Origin of the sequence: Pandoraea anapnoica (genome assembly GCF_902459765.1) — a bacterium.
Classification (GTDB): Bacteria; Pseudomonadota; Gammaproteobacteria; order Burkholderiales; family Burkholderiaceae; genus Pandoraea; species Pandoraea anapnoica.
In genome coordinates, this window is the sequence record NZ_CABPSP010000003.1 from 333,242 (window position 1) to 355,274 (window position 22,033).

Here is a 22,033-nt window from a genome sequence, read left to right on the forward strand (position 1 = left end):
CGAGGGCGTCCCAAGGGCAAAACCATGAAAAAAGGAGGCCGAAGCCTCCTTTTTCTGGCATCACGCGGATTTCAGGTCCGTCGGGCGGATAGTGCCCCGTGAGGTGCCTCCGCCCGGACGTCACACGAGATCAACGTCCTGCACTGCTCGGTCATGAGCGCGTTTCCACCTGCTCCATCGGACCGCTGTTGAGCGGCGTGGACGGGCGGCGCTCACGTGGCACATGCGGAGCCGGTGCAACCTGCGCAGCGGCTTCCTTAGCGGCACGGTGCTTGTCGGCGTCCGTATGGACCCAGACCAGCCCCACGCTTTCCAGCGTCGATTCCAGCGCGCCGCGCTCCAGCGTCGGGGCAACCGCCACCGGGGCAGCCTTCTGCGTCACGACTTCCGTCACCGCAGCGGCGGCTTCCATCACGACCGGTGCCGCAGGGGCTGCCGGTGCGACTTCCGCCGACTTGGTGGTTTCGACCATCTGGACCGGTGCCGGTTGGGCTGCCGGTGCGGCTTCTGCCGGGGCGCTCGACGCAGCTGCCGTGGCGGCAATCTCCGTCAGGGCTTCGGCCGGAACCGTCGGCTGAGCCGGGGCAGGCGTAGCGACCGGCAGCGGGGCGCTGACCGGCGGCACGACCGGTGCGGCAGCGACTTCAGCGGTCGGCAGCGGTGCGACGTTCACTGGTGCGACCGGTGCGATCGTCGGTGCCTGCGTGACAGGTTCCGAAATCGGCTCCGAAACCGACTGCGACGGTACTTCCGGCGTTGCGGCCGGGGCGGCTTCCGTCACCATGGCGACAGGTGCCGGGGCTTCGACCGGCGCGGCACGTGCCGGCGTCGGTTCTGCGTGAGTCACCGGTGCGGTCGCTGCCGGTGCCGGAATGGCCGGCGTCGTCGCATGGACCAGGGCATCGGTCGCAGCGATTTCGGCGGATTCGTCCTTCGGCATCGGGGCACGCGTGCTTTCGACTGCTTCCAGGGCATCGCCCTCGACTTGTTCGCCATCGGCGTTCAGTTGCGATTCACCGGCTTCGCGCTCACGACGGCCACCACGACGACCGCGACGACGGCTGCGGCGACGTTCTTCACCGCCTTGTTCGCCTTCTTCGCCCGTTTGCGGTGCGCCCTCGAGCTGAGCCGTCAGACGATCCTGATCCAGTTCTTCCTGCTCGGCGTTCAGCGGTGCAATCGGTGCGGCGCGTTGCGTGACGGCTTGCTGGCCTTCAGCGCCTTCGGCCTGACGACGGTCACGACGCTCGCCACGTTCACGACGGCTGCCACGTTCGCGGCCTTCACGCGGCTCACGACCTTCCTCGGCACGCACCTCTTGCGCCGGTTGACGCTGGGCGTCGTCGCGCTCGCGCTTGTCGCGGCCTTCCTGACGGTCCTGGCGTTCGTTGCGGTCACCACGCTCGTTGCGGTCATTACGATCGCCACGGTCGTTACGCTCATTGCGGTCCGCACGTTCTGCGCGTTCCGGACGTGCGCCACGACCGTCACGGCCCTCGCGTGCCGGCTGGCCGGCGTTGTCCTTGCCCGACTTGTTCTCGTCGCGGGTATTGCCACGGCGATTGCGGTTCTGCTGATGCGGACGCTCATGGCGCTCGCGCGGCGGACGTCCCGTCGGCTTGGCCGGCTCTTCGGCCTTGACCGGTGCGGGCGCAGCAGCGCCGACGCCGAACAGACGCTTGAGGAAACCGAAGAAACCACCGGTTGCCGGTGCGGCTGCGGCCGGTGCGGTCGTGGCGACAGGTTCCGGACGCGGTTGCGCGGCCGGTGCCGGCTGCTCGGGCGTAATGCCCTTGACGGCAGCTTCCTGACGCGGGCGCGCATCTTCCTTCTTCTTGCTGTAGCCGGCCGGATCTTCTTCCAGCGAGCGTGCAGCCTCCTCGGCGAGCGCGTAGCTGGCCTTCGGGGTATCCAGACGCGGATCGTCGAAGCGCAGGCGCTCCAGCTTGTAATGCGGCGTTTCGAGATGCTTGTTCGGGATCAGCAGCACGCCAACCTTGAAGCGGGCTTCGATCTTGTTGATTTCCTGGCGCTTTTCGTTGAGCAGGAATGCCGAGACTTCGACCGGCACCTGGCAGTGGATCGCTGCCGTGTGCTCCTTCATTGCCTCTTCCTGAATGATGCGCAGGACTTGCAGTGCCGACGATTCGGCATCGCGAATGTGGCCGGTGCCGTTGCAGCGCGGGCAGGTCACGTGCGTGCCTTCCGACAGCGACGGACGCAGACGCTGACGCGACAGCTCCATCAGGCCGAAACGCGAGATCTTGCCCATCTGGACGCGTGCTCGGTCGTGCTTGAGCGCATCCTTCACACGTTGTTCGACTTCGCGCTGGCTCTTGGCCGACTCCATGTCGATGAAGTCGATCACGATCAGACCGCCGAGGTCGCGCAGACGCAACTGGCGCGCGACTTCGTCGGCGGCTTCCAGGTTGGTGCGCAGGGCGGTTTCTTCGATGTCGGCGCCCTTGGTAGCGCGCGCCGAGTTCACGTCGATGGAAACGAGCGCTTCGGTGTGATCGATCACGATCGCGCCGCCCGAGGGCAGCGGTACCTGACGCGAGTAAGCCGTCTCGATCTGGTGTTCGATCTGGAAACGGGAGAACAGCGGCACGTCGTCGCGGTACTGCTTAACGCGGTTGAGGTGGTCGGGCATGACCACCTGCATGAAGTTGCGTGCTTGTTCGGAGATTTCTTCCGTATCGATGAGGATTTCACCGATATCCGGCTGGAAGTAGTCGCGGATGGCGCGGATGACCAGGCTCGATTCGAGATAGATCAAGGCCGAATCGCGCGGCAATTCAATGTTGTGGGAGGCGCCTTCGATGGCGTGCCAGAGTTGCAGCAGGTAGTTCAGATCCCACTGCAGTTCTTCGGCCGAGCGGCCGATGCCTGCGGTGCGGGCGATGATGCTCATGCCTTCCGGCAGTTCGAGCTGGCCCATCGTCTCGCGCAGTTCCTGACGGTCTTCGCCTTCGATACGACGCGAAACACCACCGCCACGCGGGTTGTTCGGCATCAGCACCAGATAGCGGCCAGCCAGGGAAATGAACGTCGTGAGGGCTGCGCCCTTGTTGCCGCGTTCTTCCTTTTCGACCTGAACGATGAGCTCCTGGCCTTCGGAGAGGGCGTCCTGAATGCGCGCATTGCGCACATCGGCACCTTCGCGGAAGTACGCGCGGGCGACTTCCTTGAACGGCAGGAAGCCATGGCGGCCTTCGCCATAGTTGACGAAGCAGGCTTCGAGAGAGGGTTCGATACGGGTGATGACACCCTTGTAGATATTGCCTTTACGCTGTTCGCGTCCGGCCGTCTCGATATCGATGTCGATGAGTTTTTGCCCATCGACGATTGCCACGCGCAGTTCTTCCTGCTGCGTGGCGTTAAACAACATGCGTTTCATGAAAACGACTCCCACCCGCCGCAGTTGCCAATGCGCAGTGCGTCGGGCACGTATCACTCGAGTTATCCAACACGCGAGGTTCGAGCCGGGAGTGGAAGAATTGCCGGGGGGTCCGGGCGATGAGGCCGACGGACGCTATGGCGCCAGGAATACGTTTTCGCGCTCACCCGAATCCGCCGGGCCACCGGAAAACACCGGCTCGGCGCGGATCACTTCGGGCTTGCAGTCCATACCAATAGAAACTGGACGAGAAACTTCATCAGCGTTTTCTCGGGGCGCCTGCCGACACTTATTCTTCTTGTGACGGCGCCTCACTTCGACTTTTTGCGCGAACGATATTCACAAAGCGATCAGCTCGGACAATGGAGTCCGGGCTCATCGCCAAAAAATTCTATAACCACCAACTCTATCCGCGTCACGCGCGCTCGACCGAAGCGGCCTATGGGCCCACTTCCTGCCGTCGCTGCGTGACGTGCGTGCGCTCGCTGCTCCAGGGTCACCGGACGAGCAGCCTGCCCGGGGTGCAAGTAAAATACCGTTTTGGGGTATGCACCGACAGAGGTGGGGATTTGGCATGATTCCCGCTACCGCCATCTCTGTCGGACAAATTATATTCATAATGAATGAGTTAGGCAAAAGTCGGCAGAAAATGGTTGCGCCGGCGTCCGCGCCGCAGGTTCGTCTCGTCGAGGTTGACGATGGTTCGGCCGGTCAGCGTATCGATAATTTCCTGTTGCGTGAGTGCAAAGGGGTACCGAAAAGCCACGTCTATCGCATTCTGCGTAGCGGGGAAGTCCGCGTAAATAAAGGGCGAGTAGACGCAGCCTATCGACTTGTCATAGGCGATATCGTCCGCATTCCGCCGGTCCGGATGGCCACGCCAGACCCCGAGGCCAAGGCCCATGTGCCGGCCGCCACCTTCCCGATCTTGTTCGAAGACGACTACCTCATGGCCATCGATAAGCCGGCCGGTGTGGCCGTGCACGGTGGTAGCGGGGTGTCTTTCGGGGTGATCGAGCAATTGCGTCAGGCGCTGCCGCAACTCAAGTTCCTCGAGCTGGTGCATCGACTCGATCGTGAGACGTCCGGCATTCTGTTGCTCGCGAAAAAGCGTGCGGCGCTGGTCGGCATGCACGAGCAGATCCGTCACAACCGGATGGACAAGCGCTATCTCGCCTGCGTCACGGGCGAATGGCGCGACCCCAAACGTGCGGTCAAGGCACCGCTATATAAATATGTCACCGCTGAGGGCGAACGCCGGGTGCGGGTGCAGGAAGACGGGCAGGCGTCGCACACCGTATTTCGCATGGTGGAATCTTATCCGCCTTATGCGTTGCTCGAAGCGGAACTGAAAACAGGGCGCACCCATCAGATCCGGGTTCATCTGGCGCATTGCGGTACGCCCATCGTTGGCGACGACAAATATGGGGACTTCACGCTGAACAAGAATCTGGCGCGGCCCGGCGTTCGCCCCGGTATCAAGCGGATGTTCCTGCACGCTTACCGGCTGAAGTTCACGCACCCCGTGCTGGACACGCCGATTGCGTTGGAAGCGGCGTTGCCGCCAGAATGTGAGCAATTCCTGAATCAACTTCGAACCACCACCGCTGATGCCAAGCTCTGAATTTGACCTGGTCGTGTTCGACTGGGATGGGACGTTGATGGACTCGACCCCCACGATTACCCGCTGCATTCAGGCGGCTTGCCGGGATCTCGGTCTGCCGGTGCCGACGGACGAGCTGGCCAGTCACGTCATCGGCCTCGGTTTGCGTGACGCGCTGCAAATGGCCGTCCCATCGCTCGATCCTTCGCACTATCCGCGCCTGTCGGAACGCTATCGTTTTCACTATTTGATAGGCGATAAGGAGACGGTTCTGTTCCCTGGCGTTCGCGAACTGCTCGACGAATTGCGCTCGCGTGGCCGTTTCCTCGCCGTGGCGACGGGAAAATCACGGGTTGGACTAAACCGGGCGCTCGAATCCGCCGGTCTGATGCGGATGTTTGACGCGACCCGTTGCGCCGATGAGACATTCTCGAAGCCGCACCCGGCCATGTTGCAAGAACTGACGCGCGAACTCGGTCAGGATCTGCGTCGTACGGTCATGATCGGCGACACCACGCACGATTTGCAGATGGCACGCAGCGCCGGTGCGGCGGGCGTGGGCGTGGCCTACGGCGGCGCGCATCCGCGCGATCAACTGGTCGCGCTTGATCCCGCATACTGTGCAGGCAGCGTCGCCGAGCTGCGCGACTGGTTGCTGGAGCGCGTGTGAGCGACGCCGCACTCCCGCTGCCGATTTGTCCGGGCAATGCGCTGGAAGATGGTGGACTCGGGGTTCGCTTCGAGGTGCTCGTCGGCGGTCGGCCGACGCCAGCTTTCGTGATTCGTTACGACGGCCGCGTTTACGGCTATCTCAATCAGTGCGCCCATGTGCCGATGGAGATGGACTGGTCCGAGGGGCAGTTCTTCGAGACGGGCGGCTTATACTTGATGTGCGCAACGCATGGTGCGACTTACGAGCCCGATACCGGGCTTTGCGTTGGCGGGCCGTGCCGTGGCGGGGCATTGCAGCCGGTGCGCGTTGAGGAACAGCCTGCTGCGTCGGGCGAGCCGGGCGCGCCGACGACCGTCGTCTGGTGGCCGGAGGCCGGAATCGAGGCGCTTGAAACGTCAACGTCCTGACAAAACTTCCGCATCGGGTGCTAAGTTGCCTCAAACATTGCTGAGCGGTCCAATGTCTGTCTCGCCTGTCTCGTCTTTCACTCAAGTCTCTGGATAACGTATGGCCGACTCCCTGCCGCCCGATTCGCCGCGCTCCGAACCCGGTTTCACGCCACCTGGCGGGCGTTCGCCACAGGCGTCCGGTGCGGGTCGCGACCCCCATGAGGTCAAGCCCTGGGAGCGCGAAATGCTGGAAAAGGTCTTGATGGCTGGCATTCGCGAGCAACGTGCCGCGCGACGCTGGAAGATATTCTTCCGTCTGCTGATCCTGGCGATCATCGCCTTTGCAGTGTGGTCGATCTTCGATTTCGACGGTGGAAGCACAACATCTGTCGGGTCGACCGCAGGTAAGCACACTGCGCTGGTCACGCTGAACGGCGAGATTTCAGCGGACGGTCAGGCGAGCGCGCAGAAGATCAACGCGGCGCTGGAATCGGCGTTCGAAGACAAATCGGCTGCGGGCGTGATCCTGCGCATCAACAGCCCGGGCGGCAGCCCGGTCCAGGCGGGCATGATCTACGACGACATAGCCCGTTTGCGTGCGAAATACCCGAAGAAGCCGATTTATGTCGTGGTCGAGGAGATGTGCGCCTCCGGCGGCTATTACGTGGCGGCCGCCGCCGACAAGATATACGTCGATAAGGCGAGCATCGTCGGCTCCATTGGCGTGCTGATGGACGGCTTCGGCTTCACCGGGTTGATGGACAAACTGGGCGTGGAGCGCCGTCTGTTGACTGCGGGCCGCAACAAGGGCTTCCTCGACCCGTTCTCGCCGCAGACCGATCAGCAGAAGACGTACGCGCTGGACATGCTCGAGCAAGTTCACCAGCAGTTCATCACGGCAGTCAAAAAGGGCCGTGGCGACCGTCTGAAGGATGATCCGGATCTGTTCAGTGGCCTGTTCTGGACTGGGCAGCGCTCCGTCGAGCTGGGGCTGGCCGACGGCCTCGGCACGGTCGACACTGTGGCGCGTGACGTTCTGAAGGCGCCCGATCTGGTCGACTACACCGTCAAGGAAAACCTGCCCGAACGGATGGCGCGGCGCTTTGGTGCGGCAGTGGGCGCGGCGGCGATGAAGACGATGCTCATGGGCACCGCGCTGACGATGAAGTAACCGTTACGCTGCGTCGTCCATCGACAGACGGCGCAATGGTAAGAGCGAAAAAACCCCACGGAAGCCGAACTTCCGTGGGGTTTTCTCATTTGTGTCCCGTTATTGCGCCAAAAACAGGAAAATCGCAGGCCGTTTATGCAGGTCGACGCTGGCGTGCGGCCATCCCTTGACTCGGTGCGTCACGATTTGCTCCGCATCCTGCGTGACATCGACGGCCACGCAAAGCAATGTGGAGGCGTCGCAGCTTTGCAGCAGGGCGTCGAGCATCGCTTTGTTTCGGTAGGGCGTCTCGATGAAGATTTGCGTCTGTTTTTCCTTGCGTGAGCGTTGTTCCAGCTCGCGCAGGCGCTTGGTGCGCTCGCCCGCATCCGTCGACAAATAGCCATGAAAAGAGAAGCTTTGGCCGTTAAGTCCGCTGGCCATCAGGGCGAGAAGAATCGAGCTAGGGCCGACGAACGGCACTACCCGCACGCCTTTTTCATGCGCGCGACGTACCAGCAGCGCCCCCGGATCGGCAACGGCCGGGCAGCCAGCTTCCGACACGAGGCCGCCATCTGCGCCTGCCAGAATCGGTGCGAGCAGGGCATCGATGGCAGCCTCTGGCGTATTGACGTTCAGTTCGCGGATGTCGATTTCCTGAATCGGCGTGCTGACGCCCACCAGTTTCAGGAAGGCGCGCGTGCTCTTGGCCTGTTCGCCGACGAAGTATTTCAGTCCGGCGGTCACTGTGCGAACCTCTTCGGGCAACACGGACGGCAGCCCGCCTCGGGTGCTCGTGCCGAGCGTGTTGGGAATCAGATACAGGGTGCCGCTCATGCTGTGCTCCCTTGTTGTGCCACGCCGGGCCCGGGCAGGGCGACACCGGCATTCATCAGCATGGTCGTGAGCGCAATCAACGGGAGGCCGATGAGTGCGGTCGGGTCGTCGTTTTCGATGGTTTCTAGCAGCATGATGCCGAGGCCTTCAGATTTGGCGCTGCCTGCGCAGTCATAAGGCGTTTCTGCGTGAAGGTAGGCCGCCAGCACGTTATCGGGCAGATCGCGGAACTTCACCCGCGTTACAACGTCTTTGGCTTGACTCTCGGCGTTGCGGGCGTCGTAGACGCACAGGGCGGAGTGAAACTCGACCACCTTGCCGCGCATGTCGCGCAGTTGCGCCATGGCGTTCTCGAAGTTGCCGGGTTTGCCGATCTGACGGCCTTCGAAGGTCGCGACCTGATCGGAGCCGATAATGACGGCGCCCGGGTGGCGGGCAGCGACGGCCTGCGCCTTCTGGCGGGCCAGCCGTAGCGAGGTGTCGTGCGGTGTTTCGCCAGAGACGGGCGTCTCGTCGATGTCCGGGACGTCGACAGAGAAAGGCAGGTGCAGGCGCTCGAGCAGTTCGCGGCGATAGCGCGATCCGGAGGCCAGGATCAGCGATGGCAGGGGCTGTGCGGTCATCGGGTTTAAGTGTTTGACGAGAAACGAAAAACTATTTAGAATTCACGGCTTTTGCAATCTGGCGCTCGGTCTCGCCAGCCTGCGCGGCACCGGTTCAAGCGCCTAAAAGTGGCGTCGAATCAGGGCGCTGCGGGTGGCAGGGGACATGAAATGCGGTCAGATGCGCCAAGGCAAGGATGAGCGTGATGAACGAATATATCGTCGATCTGTTCGAATTCGCGCGTACCGGCCGGGTGGCGGAAGGTGACGTGCAGCTTGCGGCATTGCCGCGCATGGTAACCGAAGTGCCAGTCGAAGTCTCGGCATCGGGACGGGCTGAGGGCGTGTTTCACTGGCGTGCGCAAGGGGCAGAGAAGCCTGTGCTGCGCGCGGATGGCAAGCCCACCGTGAAGCAGTTTTTGACGCTCACGGTCGAAGGTCCGATGTGGCTCGAATGCCAGCGTTGCCTCACGCCTTACCAGGAGTCGCTCGACTCGGAAACGACGTTCGAGATCGTGCCTGACGAAGCCGCTGCGGAAGCGCGTCCTCTCGATGAGGACGAACTCGAGGCGTTGGTCGGCTCCAAACATTTCGATTTGCGCGAGCTGATCGAAGAAGAATTGCTGTTGGCTTTGCCTATCGTTCCGAAACATGAGGTTTGTCCGAGTGTTCACGATAGTCTGGCCACCGGAAGCGACGGGTTGGCAGAGCCGGCTCCGGAGCCCGAAGAAGAGGATAAGCCGTCTCCGTTCGCGGCGCTGGCAGCGCTCAAGCGCTCGCCGGACAAGGACGGAAAGTAATGTGCGGCCGGATTTCCGGCTCACCAAAGTACATGTTTGCGTTAGTCGCACAGGTCGGGCCGACAGGCCGACACCGTAGGGCGGCGCTCGAACTGTGTTAAAATTTCGCGATATTTTGAGGAGTTATCATGGCCGTTCAACAGAACAAGAAGTCGCCGTCGAAGCGCGGCATGCACCGTTCGCACGATTTCCTGACCGCACCGTCGACCGCCGTCGAACCGACGTCGGGTGAGACGCACCTGCGTCACCACATCTCGCCGAACGGTTTCTACCGTGGTCGCAAGGTCATCAAGACCAAGAACGACTAATTCGGCCCTCAAGGCGATACGCGCCCATCATGGCGCTGTTTGATCGTCCGATGTGGCAAAAGCGGCACTCATCCTGCCGCTTTTTTTGTTACCTGTACCGCAAGCCAATCACGTCGACATGACAGTCACCCTGACGATCGATTGTATGGGCGGAGACCACGGCCCATCGGTGACGGTGCCGGCTGCGGTTCGCTTCGTGCAATCCACCGACGATGTCGAACTTGTGCTGGTCGGGCAGCAGGAGATCATCAACGCGCAGCTCGCGAAGCTGCGTGTGACGGATCACCCGCGCTTGTCCGTCGTCAATGCGAGTGAAGTCGTCGCCATGGACGACTCGGTCGAGACCGCGCTGCGCAAGAAGAAAGACTCTTCGATGCGCGTGGCGCTCAATCTGGTCAAGGAAGCGCGCGCGCAGGCCTGCGTGTCCGCCGGGAATACCGGTGCGCTGATGGCCGTCTCGCGTTACGTCCTCAAGACGCTACCCGGAATCGAGCGCCCGGCGATTGCCACGGTGCTGCCGAACGAGAAGGGTGGCTACACGACGATGCTCGATCTGGGCGCCAACGTCGACTGCGAACCGACTCACCTGCTGCAATTCGCCGAGATGGGCCACGCGCTTGTCGCGGCGGTCGATGGGAAGGAACGTCCGTCGATCGGCCTGCTCAACATTGGCGAAGAAGTCATCAAAGGCAACGACGTCATCAAGCAGGCGGGCGAGCTGCTGCGCGGCTCCACGCTGAATTTCTACGGCAACGTGGAAGGCAACGACATTTATCGAGGTACGACGGATATCGTCGTCTGCGATGGTTTCGTCGGCAACGTTGCGCTCAAAACTTCCGAAGGCCTGGCACAGATGCTCGGCGACATGATCCGCGAAGAGTTCACCCGCACATGGTGGACGAAGGTGATTGCCGTCATCGCACTGCCGATTCTCACTCGCTTCAAGAATCGCGTCGACCATCGCCGTTACAACGGTGCTGCGTTGCTCGGGTTGCGTGCGCTCGTCATCAAGAGCCACGGTTCCGCCGATGCCTACTCGTTTGAATGGGCCATCAAACGCGGCTATGATGCAGTTCGCAACGGTGTGCTTGACCGTCTGTCGCACGCCATGCAGGAGAATCAGACCCAGCTCCAGGACAACAAGCCGGCGAGCGCCATTCCGGCGCTCTGAAGCCGGTCCCGCCCCGATGCGCTAACCGACTATAAGATGACCCAGTCCGCGATTTATTCCCGTGTCGTCGGCACCGGCAGCTACCTGCCGGCACGACGCGTGACCAATCAGCAGTTGGCAGATGAGCTTGCCACCCGAGGCATCGAGACGAGCGACGAGTGGATCGTCGCCCGTACCGGCATTCAGGCGCGCCATTTCGCCGCGCCCGACCAGACGAGCAGCGATATGGCGGTGGAAGCCGCCAAGCGCGCGCTCGACATGGCGGGGCTGAGCGCCGATCAGATCGACCTGATCATGGTGGCCACGTCCACGCCCGATTTCGTGTTCCCAAGTACGGCTTGCCTCGTGCAGAACAAGCTGGGTATCACCAACGGTTGTGCCGCGTTCGACATCCAGGCCGTTTGCTCGGGCTTCGCCTATGCGATGGCGACGGCCGACAACTTCATCCGTTCGGGCGCATACCGCAACGTGCTCGTGATCGGCGCAGAAACGTTCTCGCGCATTCTCGATTTCAACGACCGCACGACGTGCGTGCTGTTTGGCGATGGTGCGGGTGCGGTCGTGCTGCAAGCGTCCAGCGAGCCGGGCATTCTTTCGAGCGCGCTGCACGCAGACGGCAGTCACTCGAACATCCTCTGCGTGCCGGGCAATGTGAGCGGTGGCGCAGTGCAAGGTGAAGCATTCCTTTATATGGATGGTCAGGCGGTGTTCAAGCTGGCCGTCAAGGTGCTCGAAAAGGTAGCTCACGAGGCCCTCGAAAAGGCTGGGCTGGAAGCGTCGGCGATCGACTGGCTGATTCCGCATCAGGCCAATCTGCGCATCATGACGAGTACGGCCCGCAAGCTGGGCGCCGAAGCGAAAATGGTCGTAACCGTCGACCAGCACGGCAATACTTCCGCTGCATCGATTCCGCTCGCACTCGACGTCGCCGTTCGCGACGGACGTATCAAAGCTGGCCAGAACGTCATGATCGAAGGCGTGGGTGGTGGCTTTACGTGGGGCGCGGTGCTGTTCCGCATGTGAGCGTCCCGGCGTCGGAGCGCCACGCGAACCTGCCGCGGGTTGTGAAGTGCGGTGTAAGCGAAACGCGTGGGAACGCTCTCTTGCGTGTCGCTGCGGCGCGCTAAGATGCGCCGCCATGTTTCTGAATCTGACTGTAAAACCAGCCGCTATGACATTCGCTTTCGTTTTCCCGGGACAAGGATCCCAATCGGTGGGCATGCTCGACGCATTCGCGGACAACGCCGTCGTGCGCGAAACGCTTGCCGAAGCTTCGGACGCCCTTGGGCAGGATATCGCCAAGCTGATCGCCGCTGGCCCCGCCGAAGAACTCAACCTCACGACCAACACGCAACCGGTGATGCTCACCGCCGCCTACGCGATGTACCGCGCGTGGCTGGCTGACGGTGGCGCAACGCCGGCTTTCGTTGCTGGCCACAGCCTGGGTGAGTACACGGCGTTGGTCGCCGCTGGCGTCATCGCATTCAAGGACGCCGTGCCGCTCGTGCGTTTTCGTGCGCAGGCCATGCAGGAAGCCGTGCCGGTCGGTCAGGGCGGTATGGCGGCGATTCTCGGTCTGGACGACGACGCCGTTCGCTCCGTCTGCGCCGAAGCGTCGGCGGCGGGCGTGGTCGAAGCGGTCAACTTCAATGCGCCGGCACAAGTTGTGATCGCCGGTGCCAAGGCAGGTGTGGAAAAGGCCTGCGAACTGGCCAAGGCCGCAGGGGCCAAGCGCGCGCTCGTGCTGCCGGTGTCCGCGCCGTTCCATTCGTCGCTGCTCAAACCGGCGTCGGATCGTCTGCGCGAGTATCTGGCGAGCGTGACGTTTAACGCGCCGCAGGTCCCGCTCGTCAATAACGTGGATGTGCTCGTCGAAAACGACGTGGCGCGCATCAAGGACGCGCTGGTGCGTCAGGCGGCTGCCCCGGTGCGCTGGGTCGAGTCGGTGAAGTGGCTCGCCGCGCAAGGCGTGACGCAAGTGGTCGAGTGCGGTCCGGGCAAGGTGCTGACCGGCCTGACCAAGCGCATCGACGGCAATCTCACGGGTTTGGCGATCACCGATCCGGCCTCGCTGGCCGACGTTCGTGCCCAACTCTCGTAAGCCATAGGCAAGGGTAATTCTTTCATGAGCAAGCAACTCGAAAACCTCGTGGCGCTGGTGACCGGTGCCTCGCGCGGCATCGGTCGTGCCATCGCCCTCGAACTGGCTCGCCAGGGTGCGACGGTCGTGGGCACTGCCACCAGCGAAGCCGGTGCACAAGGCATCGATGCGTATTTCGCCGAAGCCGGCGTCGCGGGCAAGGGCATTGTCCTGAATGTGACCGACGCCGAGGGCGTGGCCGCAGCGCTGGACGACATCCTCAAGCAACATGGCAAGCTCGACATCCTCGTCAATAACGCCGGTATTACTCGCGATAACCTCGCGATGCGTATGAAGGACGACGAGTGGGACGATGTGATCGACACGAACCTCAAGGCGATCTTCCGTCTGTCGCGTGCTGTCATTAAGCCGATGATGAAGGCACGTAGCGGCCGGATCATCAATGTGACGTCGGTCGTCGGCTCCGCTGGCAACCCGGGGCAGGCCAATTACGCCGCCGCAAAGGCGGGCGTGTCGGGCATGTCGCGTTCGCTGGCCGCCGAGATCGGTAGCCGAAATATCACGGTCAACTGCGTGGCCCCCGGTTTTATCGACACCGATATGACCAAGGCACTGGGCGAAGCACAACACGAAGCGCTCAAGGCACGCATTCCGCTGGGCCGTCTGGGCGCGCCGGAAGATATCGCTAATGCGGTGGCGTTCCTCGCGTCTCCGCAGGCCGGTTACATCACCGGCACTACGCTTCACGTGAACGGCGGCATGTTCATGAATTAAGGAAGATGCGTGCAGATTGTGGTGAAATTGCATGATTTGCGCGACATTGAACATTATTTGGCGCATGCTAACTTTGCTTTGCAAACCTGTTAAAATGCGCGCACTTGTCTGAACTAACTACCCCGGAGGGTTTGAATGGATAACATTGAGCAACGCGTCAAGAAGATCGTCGCCGAACAACTTGGCGTCGCGGAAGCCGACATTAAGAACGAATCCAGCTTCGTGAACGATCTCGGCGCTGACTCGCTCGATACGGTTGAGCTGGTGATGGCCCTGGAAGAAGAGTTCGAGATCGAGATCCCGGACGAAGAAGCAGAAAAGATCACCACCGTGCAACAAGCTATCGATTTCGCCTCGTCGCAGAAGAAGGCGTAATTCGTACGGATAGCCTGACTGGCCGGGATGCCGACCGGCTCCTGGCGTCGGGCATGCCTGTCAGCCGCAGGGAGCGCAGGGTCGGACCTTGTCGCCTCTGTGGCTTTTGTTTTGTATGACCCAGCAGAAGAAGGGGAGTATCGTGAGTCGTCGTCGCGTCGTCATTACCGGTCTGGGCCTGATCTCGCCGGTCGGCAACACCGTTGCCGAAGGTTGGGAAAATCTGGTCGCGGGCCGTTCGGGCATCGCCAACATCACGAAGTTCGATGCGAGCGAGTTCAAAGTTCGCTTCGCAGGCGAAGTCAAAAACTTCGAGACAGAGAAGTATCTGTCGGCCAAGGAAGCTCGCCGTATGGATACGTTTATCCACTACGGTCTGGCAGCCGGCATTCAGGCGTTTGAGGATAGCGGCCTGCAAATCACTGCAGAGAACGCAGAACGCATCGGTGTCCTTGTTGGCTCCGGGATCGGTGGTCTGCCGATGATCGAGGATACGCACGACGATCTGATCAAGGGCGGTCCGCGCAAGATCTCCCCCTTCTTTGTGCCGGGCTCGATCATCAATATGATCTCCGGTCACCTGTCGATCAAGTACGGCCTGAAGGGCCCGAACCTTGCCATCGTCACGGCTTGCACGACCGGTCTGCACTGTATCGGTCAGGCCGCACGCATGATTCAGTACGGCGACGCGGATGCCGTGCTCGCGGGCGGAGCCGAATCGACGGTGTCGCCGTTGGGTATCGGCGGTTTCGCCGCGATGACCGCACTGTCCACGCGTAACGACGACCCGGCGACGGCCAGCCGTCCGTGGGACAAGGATCGTGACGGCTTCGTGCTGGGCGAAGGCGCTGGCGTGATGATGGTCGAAGAGTACGAGCACGCCAAGGCGCGCGGCGCCAAGATCTACGCCGAACTCACGGGCTTCGGCATGAGCGCTGATGCATATCACATGACCGCACCGTGCGAAGACGGCGACGGCGCACTGCGCGCTATGACGAACGCGCTGCGCGACGCCGGCCTGAACGCCGACACGGTGAACTATGTGAATGCGCACGGCACGTCGACGCCGTTGGGCGATATCGCCGAGACGGTCGCGGTCAAGCGCCTGATGGGCGATGCGGCCAAAAACGTCGTGATGAATTCGACCAAGTCGATGACCGGCCACTTGCTGGGCGGCGCGGGCGGCCTGGAGTCGGTGTTCACCGTGTTGGCCGTTCACCATCAGAAGTCGCCGCCGACGATCAACATCTTCAATCAGGATCCGGCTTGCGACCTCGACTACTGCGCAAATACGGCCCGTGATATGAAAATTGATGTCGCGTTGAAGAACTCTTTCGGATTTGGCGGGACTAACGGCACGCTGGTCTTCCAGCGAGTTTAAGTTCGCGGGACGCCCCGCAGGCGTCCCATCCCGCTGACCCACGCTCCGGTGAGTGTGCCCGGGCGTGCGGCGTCAAAGACACTTCCAGCCGTGGTGGTCAGTGCTGCCACGGTGCAATTGGGCCCGTTCGGGCCCGGCAGCCAGAGAAAATACGGATCCATATCAGGTGAGTGAACGAGAAATCGACCAGGCGCTTGTCGAGCGCGTGCAGAAAGGCGACAAAGCCGCCTTCGAGCTGTTGGTCGCGAAATATCACCGCAAGATCATCCGCCTCGTATCGCGGCTCGTGCGCGACGCCGCCGAGGTCGAGGATGTGACGCAGGAGGCCTTTATCAAGGCCTACCGCGCCTTGCCGCAGTTTCGCGGCGAGTCGGCGTTCTATACCTGGTTGTATCGTATTGCTGTCAACACGGCGAAAAACCACCTGGCGACCCAGGGACGTCGTGCACCGACTTCGACTGAAGCGAACGCTGAAGAAGCTGAAACTTTTGCCGAGGCCGATCAACTAAGGGATATCAACACGCCTGAGTCGATGCTGATGAGCAAGCAGATTGCTCAAACGGTCAACACAGCGATGGAGGCTTTGCCCGATGAACTTCGAACGGCAATTACCCTGCGAGAAATCGAAGGGTTGAGCTACGAAGAGATCGCCGAAGCCATGGGGTGCCCGATCGGAACGGTCCGTTCGCGAATTTTCCGGGCGCGTGAAGCGATTGCCAGCCGGCTCAGGCCGCTGCTGGACACGCCTGACGGTAAGCGCTGGTGAGCGCGCCGCCGGGGAAGTTATTTTCGTTGGGGGATATCATGGGATCAGCGACGGTGCAAACGCAGCGGGGGCTGCAAGCCGAGCGGATTTCCGCGTTGATGGACGGGGAATTCGATCCGGACGAACTGGCCGCCCTGCTGGACGAGGCTGACACCTCGGGCCGGCCTCTGTGGGACGACTACCATCTGATCGGGGACGCATTGCGTTCCGATGAACTGACGCTGCCGCGTTCGGAGTCTGCCTTTATGGCCTCCTTCGCTGCACGCCTCGAAGCCGAGCCGCACCTGCTCGCGCCGGCCGCACTGGCCGACGCTCAGGCAGCGACAGCTGCGAGCGCAAAAGCCGCCGGCTCGCGTGTCACGCGAATCAACCCTTTCCTGCGCGTTCGCCGCGTCCTGCCGACGGCTGCTGCCGCCGCCGCAGTCGCTGCGCTGTCGTGGGTCGTGGTGCCGCGTCTGCAGGATCATCCGGCAGGTGGCGCGCAACCGCAGGTGCTCGCTCAGAGCGCCGCGCCGGCCGCCAGCGGCTCCAGCCTCACGCGTGTGGCGCTCTCGCAGCAGCCGCAAGCCGCTGTGGCCGCCAATGGTGCGGGTGCGCCGAACGATGTGATCGTGCTGCGCGATGCGCGTCTCGACCAGTATCTTGCGGCTCACCAGCAATATGCGCCGGCCCCGATCGGCCAGAGCGTTTCCCCTTACATGCGAGCCTCGGCGCAAGCGGACGAATAAATGCAGCGCCTGAGTATCGAATCCTTGCCGCGTGCGCCCTTCGGGCGCACTTTCTTCTTGTTTGCATTCCTGCTGGCGAGCACCCTGCAAACGCAGGCGTGGGCGCAGGCCTCCGCGTCCACCGACCCGCTGGTCGAGAAGCGCGAAGTCAGTGCGTGGCTCAACAAGATCCACCGTGCGGCGCAAACGCAAAACTACATCGGTACCTTCGTGTATCAGCGTGGCTCGACCATGCGTTCGTCGAAGATCAGTCACTTCGCCGAGAAGGGTAATGAGTACGAAGAACTGGAGACGCTCGACGGACGTCAGCGCCGCATTCTTCGTCAGAACGAAGACGTCTACACGCTGATTCCCGAGCAAAAGACCGTCTTCCAGGAAAAGCGCGAGAGCAAGGATTCGTTCCCCGCTTTGCTCGCGACGCCCAATCGCGACGTGCTCGACTACTACGCGCCGAAGCTGCTGCCGAACGAACGGATGGCGGGCTTCGACTGCATGGTGATCGAGCTCACGCCGAAGGACGATTACCGTTTCGGTTATCGCTTGTGGGCCGATCGCAATACCGGCTTGTTGCTGCGTGCACAGACGCTCGATGCCGAGGGGCATCTGCTGGAGCAGGCGGCGTTCTCGCAAATCTCTATCGGTGTGCCGAGCGAGAAGGCGCGAATCGTCCATGCGATTCAGGCCACGCACGGCTGGCATGTCGTGAAGCCGCAGATTGTGACGACGCGTCTGTCGGACGCGGGCTGGAGTATCGACGTCGACAAGAAGGTGCCGGGATTCAAGGCCGTGCGGGAAGTGCGTCGTACGATGCGCTCGACGGCGGACGGCAAACCGCTGGAAGTCCAGCAGGTGGTATATTCCGACGGCATGGCCGGACTTTCGGTGTTTATCGAACCGGCCACGCGTGAGCGCAAGGAAGGCCACGGTAGCGCCGGAGCGACGAACATCCTCATCAAGCGCTATGGCGACTTCTGGCTGACCTTGCTCGGCGAAGTGCCGCAGGCCACCCTGCAACAGTTCGCATCCAGTATCGAGTACAAACAGCCGGCGAAGTGACCGGCTGTCGGGTGGGCCGCAACCGGTAACGGTGCGGTCCGGGCAGCGAGGCAGACGTGACGCGACAGTGCGTCGGGTGCCGGACTGCCCTCAGGGATTCCGAGACTTTCGCGCACCACGATCTTCCAATGAAGAAGACTCTCTTGCTTCGTGTCATCCTCGGCGGCGCCATTGCCGCCCAATTGGCGGGAGTCCCCGCCGCCTTTGCTGCGCCGGCCTCGGCAACGAGCGGCGGATCGACGACGTCGAACGCACCGCTTGTCAGCAATCTTCCCGATTTCACTCAGCTCGTCGATCGCGTCGGCCCGGCCGTCGTGAACATTCGGACGACCGAGCGCGTTAGCCGCAATCAGCGTGGTTTGCCGCCCGGTATGGACGATGACATGGCCGAGCTGTTCCGCCGCTTCTTCGGCGTGCCCATGCCTCAGCAGCCGGGCCCGAAGGGCGGCACCCCGCGACGTGGCCAGCCCCAGCCTGACGAAGAGCAGAACAGTGGCGTGGGTTCAGGCTTCATCGTCTCGAACGACGGCTACATTCTGACGAACGCGCACGTGGTCGACGGCGCGGACAGCATCTATGTCACCCTGACCGACAAGCGCGAGTTCAAGGCGAAGCTGGTCGGCGCGGACAAGCGTACCGACGTCGCGGTGGTCAAGGTGGAAGCCAAGGACCTGCCGACGGTGCCTGTCGGAGACTCGAACAAGCTGCGTGTGGGCGAGTGGGTGGTGGCGATCGGATCGCCGTTCGGTCTCGAAAATACGGTAACGGCGGGCATCGTGTCGGCTAAGGGCCGTGACACGGGCGATTATCTGCCCTTCATCCAGACGGACGTGGCCGTGAACCCGGGCAACTCCGGCGGCCCGCTTATCAATATGCGTGGCGAGGTCGTGGGTATCAACTCGATGATCTACAGCCAGACCGGCGGTTTCATGGGCATTTCGTTCGCGATTCCGATCGACGAAGTGATGCGCGTGGTCGATCAGCTCAAAAAGACGGGCAAGGTCGTTCGCGGCCGTATCGGCGTGGCGATCAGCGAAGTGAGCAAGGAAGTGGCCGATTCGCTGGGCTTGCCGCGTGCTCAGGGCGCTCTGGTGCGCAGCATCGAGCCGGGCAGCCCTGCCGAGAAGGCGGGCGTGCAGCCGGGCGACATCATCATGAGGTTCGAAGGCCGTCCTGTCGATCACGCCACGGACCTGCCGCGCATGGTCGGCGAGACCAAGCCGGGCTCGAGCGCAACGCTGCAAGTTCTGCGCAAGGGCAAGAATCAGGATCTGAAGATCACGATTGCCGAGGCCGATACCGATACGCCCAAGGCGTCGAAAGCCCAGGGTGGTAGCGCCGAAGCGCCGCATCCGAACGCATTGGGTCTGGTCGTCTCCGATCTGACCGACGCGCAGAAGAAGGACTTGAAGCTGCGTGGCGGTGTGCAGGTCGAACTGGCGGAAGGTCCGGCGGGCCGTGCGGGGCTCCAGCAGGGTGACATCATTCTGCGAGTGGGCGACGCCGACATCGTCAACGCCAAGCAGTTCGAAGATGTGGTGAAGGCGCTCGATCCGAAGCGTCTGGTGCCGATCCTGGTGCGCCGTGGCGATGCGACGCAGTTCGTGCCGCTGCGCCCGCGTGCGCCGGGCAGCAAGTAAGCCAGCCCATGACCGCGCCGGCGCTCACGCTCTATGGCCGCAAGTGGTGTCATCTGTGCGATGACATGCTTGCGGCGCTCGAAGCGATGCGTCCGGCGTGGGATTTCTCGGTCACGGTGATCGACGTCGACAGCGATCCGGTGCTCGAAGCGAAGTACGACGAGATCGTGCCGGTGCTTGCCCTGGGTGAGCGTGAGCTGTGCCGGTATCGTTTCGACGTCGACGCTGTCGCAACCGTTTTTCCCCGGGGCTGACGCTTCGTTCGGTCCGGATGCCCAGAACGAAACCAGCACCTGCCCATCATTTCCACTGAATCCCGCTTATTTCGGCTATGCGGCTGCGATGCCTTCGATTCCGGACGGAATCGGTGCGCTTTCGGCTAAAATGTCATGTTTGCCGATTCTCTCGAAAGTCGCTGCCGAGCCGAATCCGATGGCACCGACTTTTCTATAGCCCCGCCTCATGGACCATATTCGCAATTTTTCGATCATCGCCCACATCGACCACGGGAAATCGACCCTGGCCGATCGCATCATCCAGTTGAGCGGCGGTTTGTCCGATCGTGAAATGGAATCTCGCGTCCTCGACTCGATGGATCTCGAGCGCGAGCGGGGCATCACTATCAAGGCGCAGACCGCCGCGCTGCAATACAAGGCACGCGACGGCAAGGTCTACAACCTCAACCTGATCGATACGCCGGGACACGTCGACTTTTCGTACGAAGTGAGCCGTTCGCTGTCCGCTTGCGAAGGCGCGCTGCTCGTCGTCGACGCCTCGCAGGGCGTGGAAGCGCAGACCGTCGCGAATTGCTACACCGCCATCGAGCTGGGCGTGGAAGTCGTGCCGGTGCTCAACAAGATCGATCTGCCGTCGGCCGAGCCGGAAAACGCGATCCAGGAGATCGAAGACGTGATCGGCATCGAAGCGACCGACGCCGTACGCTGTTCGGCCAAGACCGGTCTGGGTGTGGAAGACGTGCTCGAAGCGCTGATCGCCAAAGTGCCGCCGCCCAAGGGCGACGCCAACGCGCCGTTGCAAGCCCTGATCATCGACTCGTGGTTCGATAGCTACGTCGGTGTGGTCATGCTGGTGCGCGTGGTCAATGGCACGCTCAAGCCGAAGGAAAAGATTCACCTGATGGCCACGGGCTCCAGCTATCTGGTCGAACAAGTCGGCGTGTTCACGCCGAAGTCCAAGCAACTCGCGTCGCTGTCTGCCGGTCAGGTGGGCTTCATCATCTCGGGCATCAAGGAACTGAACGCGGCGAAAGTGGGCGATACCGTCACTCACGCCGTGACGACCACGACCAAGCCCGCCGAGGCACCGCTGCCGGGCTTCAAGGAAGTGAAGCCGCAGGTGTTCGCCGGCCTCTATCCGGTCGAAGCCAACCAGTACGACGCCCTGCGCGACTCGCTCGAAAAGCTCAAGCTCAACGACGCCTCGTTGCAATACGAACCGGAAGTTTCCCAAGCACTGGGCTTCGGTTTCCGTTGCGGCTTCCTGGGTCTGCTGCACATGGAAATCGTGCAGGAGCGTCTGGAGCGCGAATTCGACATGGACCTCATCACCACGGCACCGACCGTGATTTATGAGGTGACGGAGCGCGATGGCACGGTCGTCTCGGTGGAAAACCCGGCGAAGATGCCGGATCCGGGCCGCATCGAGGAAGTTCGCGAGCCGATCGTCACCGTGAATCTGTACATGCCGCAGGAGTACGTCGGTTCGGTCGTCACGCTGTGCCAGCAAAAGCGCGGCGTGCAGATCGATATGCAGTATCACGGCCGTCAGGTGCGTCTGATTTATGAAATTCCGATGGCTGAAATCGTGCTCGACTTCTTCGACCGTCTGAAGTCGGTGTCGCGCGGTTACGCGTCGATGGATTACGAGTTCAAGGAATATCGCGCGTCGGACGTGGTCAAGGTCGACATGCTGATCAACAACGACAAGGTCGACGCGTTGTCGATCATCGTCCACCGCTCGGAGAGCCGTCGTCGCGGTGCGCAAGTCGCGTCGAAGATGCGGGAAATCATTCCGCGTCAGATGTACGATGTGGCGATTCAGGCAGCCATCGGTGCGAACATCATCGCGCGTGAGAACATCAAGGCACTGCGTAAGAACGTGCTGGCGAAGTGCTATGGTGGCGACATCTCGCGTAAGAAGAAGCTGCTCGAGAAACAGAAGGAAGGTAAGAAGCGCATGAAGCAGGTGGGGAGCGTTGAAATTCCCCAGGAAGCGTTCCTTGCCATTTTGCAAGTCGAAGACAAATAACGTAGCGACAG

21 protein-coding genes are annotated in these 22,033 nt (G+C 62.0%); 18 read left to right on the forward strand and 3 right to left on the reverse strand.

Annotated elements, in window-relative coordinates; translation table 11 throughout:
* Positions 1 to 151: 151 nt before the first annotated feature.
* Positions 152 to 3,400 (reverse strand): Rne/Rng family ribonuclease, encoded by a 3,249-nt coding sequence (locus PAN31117_RS07140; protein WP_150737571.1) that lies wholly within the window; start codon positions 3,398 to 3,400, stop codon positions 152 to 154.
* Positions 3,401 to 4,019: 619 nt separating this feature from the next.
* Here PAN31117_RS07140 and PAN31117_RS07145 point away from each other — a divergent pair.
* The 4 genes from PAN31117_RS07145 to PAN31117_RS07160 all read left to right on the forward strand — a co-directional run bounded on the left by PAN31117_RS07145 (position 4,020) and on the right by PAN31117_RS07160 (position 7,236).
* Positions 4,020 to 5,024: an RluA family pseudouridine synthase gene (locus tag PAN31117_RS07145; protein WP_150737742.1), complete on the forward strand. Its 1,005-nt coding sequence runs from the start codon at positions 4,020 to 4,022 to the stop codon at positions 5,022 to 5,024.
* Positions 5,011 to 5,673, forward strand: coding sequence for an HAD family hydrolase (locus tag PAN31117_RS07150; protein ID WP_150737572.1), 663 nt, complete (start codon positions 5,011 to 5,013; stop codon positions 5,671 to 5,673). The genes PAN31117_RS07145 and PAN31117_RS07150 overlap by 14 nt, the downstream gene beginning before the upstream one ends.
* On the forward strand, positions 5,670 to 6,083 hold the full coding sequence (locus PAN31117_RS07155) for a Rieske (2Fe-2S) protein (RefSeq protein WP_150737573.1): 414 nt from the start codon (positions 5,670 to 5,672) through the stop codon (positions 6,081 to 6,083). The genes PAN31117_RS07150 and PAN31117_RS07155 overlap by 4 nt, the downstream gene beginning before the upstream one ends.
* A gap of 100 nt (positions 6,084 to 6,183) precedes the next feature.
* The gene (locus PAN31117_RS07160; RefSeq protein ID WP_150737574.1) at positions 6,184 to 7,236 is read left to right on the forward strand and encodes a S49 family peptidase; all 1,053 of its coding nucleotides are present in this window, start codon (positions 6,184 to 6,186) and stop codon (positions 7,234 to 7,236) included.
* Between the two features lie 99 nt (positions 7,237 to 7,335).
* Here PAN31117_RS07160 and PAN31117_RS07165 read toward each other — a convergent pair whose 3' ends face one another.
* Both PAN31117_RS07165 and PAN31117_RS07170 read right to left on the reverse strand, forming a co-directional pair.
* Positions 7,336 to 8,052: an SAM-dependent methyltransferase gene (locus PAN31117_RS07165; RefSeq protein ID WP_150737575.1), complete on the reverse strand. Its 717-nt coding sequence runs from the start codon at positions 8,050 to 8,052 to the stop codon at positions 7,336 to 7,338.
* Complete coding sequence (locus PAN31117_RS07170) at positions 8,049 to 8,675, reverse strand: Maf-like protein (protein WP_150737576.1); 627 nt, start codon at positions 8,673 to 8,675, stop codon at positions 8,049 to 8,051. The genes PAN31117_RS07165 and PAN31117_RS07170 overlap by 4 nt, the downstream gene beginning before the upstream one ends.
* Before the next feature lie 176 nt (positions 8,676 to 8,851).
* Here PAN31117_RS07170 and PAN31117_RS07175 point away from each other — a divergent pair, with 176 nt between their 5' ends.
* The 14 genes from PAN31117_RS07175 to lepA all read left to right on the forward strand — a co-directional run bounded on the left by PAN31117_RS07175 (position 8,852) and on the right by lepA (position 22,022).
* Complete coding sequence (locus tag PAN31117_RS07175) at positions 8,852 to 9,454, forward strand: YceD family protein (RefSeq protein WP_150737577.1); 603 nt, start codon at positions 8,852 to 8,854, stop codon at positions 9,452 to 9,454.
* A 128-nt stretch (positions 9,455 to 9,582) separates the two neighbouring features.
* Positions 9,583 to 9,762 carry a 50S ribosomal protein L32 gene (gene rpmF, locus PAN31117_RS07180; RefSeq protein ID WP_023594409.1) on the forward strand — a complete coding sequence of 60 codons (180 nt, stop codon included), beginning with the start codon at positions 9,583 to 9,585 and terminating at the stop codon, positions 9,760 to 9,762.
* 118 nt (positions 9,763 to 9,880) lie between these two features.
* The gene (gene plsX, locus PAN31117_RS07185) at positions 9,881 to 10,933 is read left to right on the forward strand and encodes a phosphate acyltransferase PlsX (protein WP_150737578.1); all 1,053 of its coding nucleotides are present in this window, start codon (positions 9,881 to 9,883) and stop codon (positions 10,931 to 10,933) included.
* A gap of 36 nt (positions 10,934 to 10,969) precedes the next feature.
* Positions 10,970 to 11,956, forward strand: coding sequence for a beta-ketoacyl-ACP synthase III (locus PAN31117_RS07190; RefSeq protein ID WP_039401236.1), 987 nt, complete (start codon positions 10,970 to 10,972; stop codon positions 11,954 to 11,956).
* Between the two features lie 148 nt (positions 11,957 to 12,104).
* Positions 12,105 to 13,034: an ACP S-malonyltransferase gene (gene fabD, locus PAN31117_RS07195; RefSeq protein WP_150737579.1), complete on the forward strand. Its 930-nt coding sequence runs from the start codon at positions 12,105 to 12,107 to the stop codon at positions 13,032 to 13,034.
* Positions 13,035 to 13,058: 24 nt separating this feature from the next.
* Positions 13,059 to 13,808: a 3-oxoacyl-ACP reductase FabG gene (gene fabG / locus PAN31117_RS07200; RefSeq protein WP_039401231.1), complete on the forward strand. Its 750-nt coding sequence runs from the start codon at positions 13,059 to 13,061 to the stop codon at positions 13,806 to 13,808.
* A gap of 135 nt (positions 13,809 to 13,943) precedes the next feature.
* Entirely contained in the window at positions 13,944 to 14,183 is a 240-nt protein-coding gene (acpP, locus tag PAN31117_RS07205; RefSeq protein WP_039401228.1) for an acyl carrier protein, read from the forward strand.
* Between the two features lie 142 nt (positions 14,184 to 14,325).
* The gene (fabF, locus tag PAN31117_RS07210) at positions 14,326 to 15,564 is read left to right on the forward strand and encodes a beta-ketoacyl-ACP synthase II (protein WP_150737580.1); all 1,239 of its coding nucleotides are present in this window, start codon (positions 14,326 to 14,328) and stop codon (positions 15,562 to 15,564) included.
* Between the two features lie 166 nt (positions 15,565 to 15,730).
* Positions 15,731 to 16,330: an RNA polymerase sigma factor RpoE gene (gene rpoE / locus PAN31117_RS07215; protein ID WP_010805230.1), complete on the forward strand. Its 600-nt coding sequence runs from the start codon at positions 15,731 to 15,733 to the stop codon at positions 16,328 to 16,330.
* A 38-nt stretch (positions 16,331 to 16,368) separates the two neighbouring features.
* Positions 16,369 to 17,058 carry a sigma-E factor negative regulatory protein gene (locus tag PAN31117_RS07220; RefSeq protein WP_150737581.1) on the forward strand — a complete coding sequence of 230 codons (690 nt, stop codon included), beginning with the start codon at positions 16,369 to 16,371 and terminating at the stop codon, positions 17,056 to 17,058.
* Positions 17,059 to 18,114, forward strand: a complete 1,056-nt coding sequence (locus tag PAN31117_RS07225; RefSeq protein ID WP_150737582.1) for a MucB/RseB C-terminal domain-containing protein — start codon at positions 17,059 to 17,061, stop codon at positions 18,112 to 18,114. It abuts the gene before it with no gap.
* 128 nt (positions 18,115 to 18,242) lie between these two features.
* Positions 18,243 to 19,754, forward strand: a complete 1,512-nt coding sequence (locus tag PAN31117_RS07230; RefSeq protein WP_150737583.1) for a DegQ family serine endoprotease — start codon at positions 18,243 to 18,245, stop codon at positions 19,752 to 19,754.
* An 8-nt stretch (positions 19,755 to 19,762) separates the two neighbouring features.
* Positions 19,763 to 20,008 (forward strand): glutaredoxin family protein, encoded by a 246-nt coding sequence (locus tag PAN31117_RS07235; protein ID WP_150664488.1) that lies wholly within the window; start codon positions 19,763 to 19,765, stop codon positions 20,006 to 20,008.
* A gap of 208 nt (positions 20,009 to 20,216) precedes the next feature.
* A complete protein-coding gene (gene lepA, locus PAN31117_RS07240) occupies positions 20,217 to 22,022 on the forward strand; it encodes a translation elongation factor 4 (protein ID WP_150737584.1) in 1,806 nt (601 codons plus the stop codon).
* Positions 22,023 to 22,033 lie beyond the last annotated feature (11 nt).

Excerpts from the sequence above, each read along its gene's own strand:
- PAN31117_RS07140 (WP_150737571.1), bottom strand. The coding sequence starts at position 3,400 with ATGAAACGCATGTTGTTTAACGCCACGCAGCAGGAAGAACTGCGCGTG.
- PAN31117_RS07145 (WP_150737742.1), top strand. The coding sequence starts at position 4,020 with ATGAATGAGTTAGGCAAAAGTCGGCAGAAAATGGTTGCGCCGGCGTCC.
- PAN31117_RS07150 (WP_150737572.1), top strand. The coding sequence starts at position 5,011 with ATGCCAAGCTCTGAATTTGACCTGGTCGTGTTCGACTGGGATGGGACG.
- PAN31117_RS07160 (WP_150737574.1), top strand. The coding sequence starts at position 6,184 with ATGGCCGACTCCCTGCCGCCCGATTCGCCGCGCTCCGAACCCGGTTTC.
- PAN31117_RS07165 (WP_150737575.1), bottom strand. The coding sequence starts at position 8,052 with ATGAGCGGCACCCTGTATCTGATTCCCAACACGCTCGGCACGAGCACC.
- PAN31117_RS07170 (WP_150737576.1), bottom strand. The coding sequence starts at position 8,675 with ATGACCGCACAGCCCCTGCCATCGCTGATCCTGGCCTCCGGATCGCGC.
- PAN31117_RS07175 (WP_150737577.1), top strand. The coding sequence starts at position 8,852 with ATGAGCGTGATGAACGAATATATCGTCGATCTGTTCGAATTCGCGCGT.
- rpmF (WP_023594409.1), top strand. The coding sequence starts at position 9,583 with ATGGCCGTTCAACAGAACAAGAAGTCGCCGTCGAAGCGCGGCATGCAC.
- plsX (WP_150737578.1), top strand. The coding sequence starts at position 9,881 with ATGACAGTCACCCTGACGATCGATTGTATGGGCGGAGACCACGGCCCA.
- PAN31117_RS07190 (WP_039401236.1), top strand. The coding sequence starts at position 10,970 with ATGACCCAGTCCGCGATTTATTCCCGTGTCGTCGGCACCGGCAGCTAC.
- fabD (WP_150737579.1), top strand. The coding sequence starts at position 12,105 with ATGACATTCGCTTTCGTTTTCCCGGGACAAGGATCCCAATCGGTGGGC.
- fabG (WP_039401231.1), top strand. The coding sequence starts at position 13,059 with ATGAGCAAGCAACTCGAAAACCTCGTGGCGCTGGTGACCGGTGCCTCG.
- acpP (WP_039401228.1), top strand. The coding sequence starts at position 13,944 with ATGGATAACATTGAGCAACGCGTCAAGAAGATCGTCGCCGAACAACTT.
- PAN31117_RS07220 (WP_150737581.1), top strand. The coding sequence starts at position 16,369 with ATGGGATCAGCGACGGTGCAAACGCAGCGGGGGCTGCAAGCCGAGCGG.
- PAN31117_RS07225 (WP_150737582.1), top strand. The coding sequence starts at position 17,059 with ATGCAGCGCCTGAGTATCGAATCCTTGCCGCGTGCGCCCTTCGGGCGC.
- PAN31117_RS07230 (WP_150737583.1), top strand. The coding sequence starts at position 18,243 with ATGAAGAAGACTCTCTTGCTTCGTGTCATCCTCGGCGGCGCCATTGCC.
- PAN31117_RS07235 (WP_150664488.1), top strand. The coding sequence starts at position 19,763 with ATGACCGCGCCGGCGCTCACGCTCTATGGCCGCAAGTGGTGTCATCTG.
- lepA (WP_150737584.1), top strand. The coding sequence starts at position 20,217 with ATGGACCATATTCGCAATTTTTCGATCATCGCCCACATCGACCACGGG.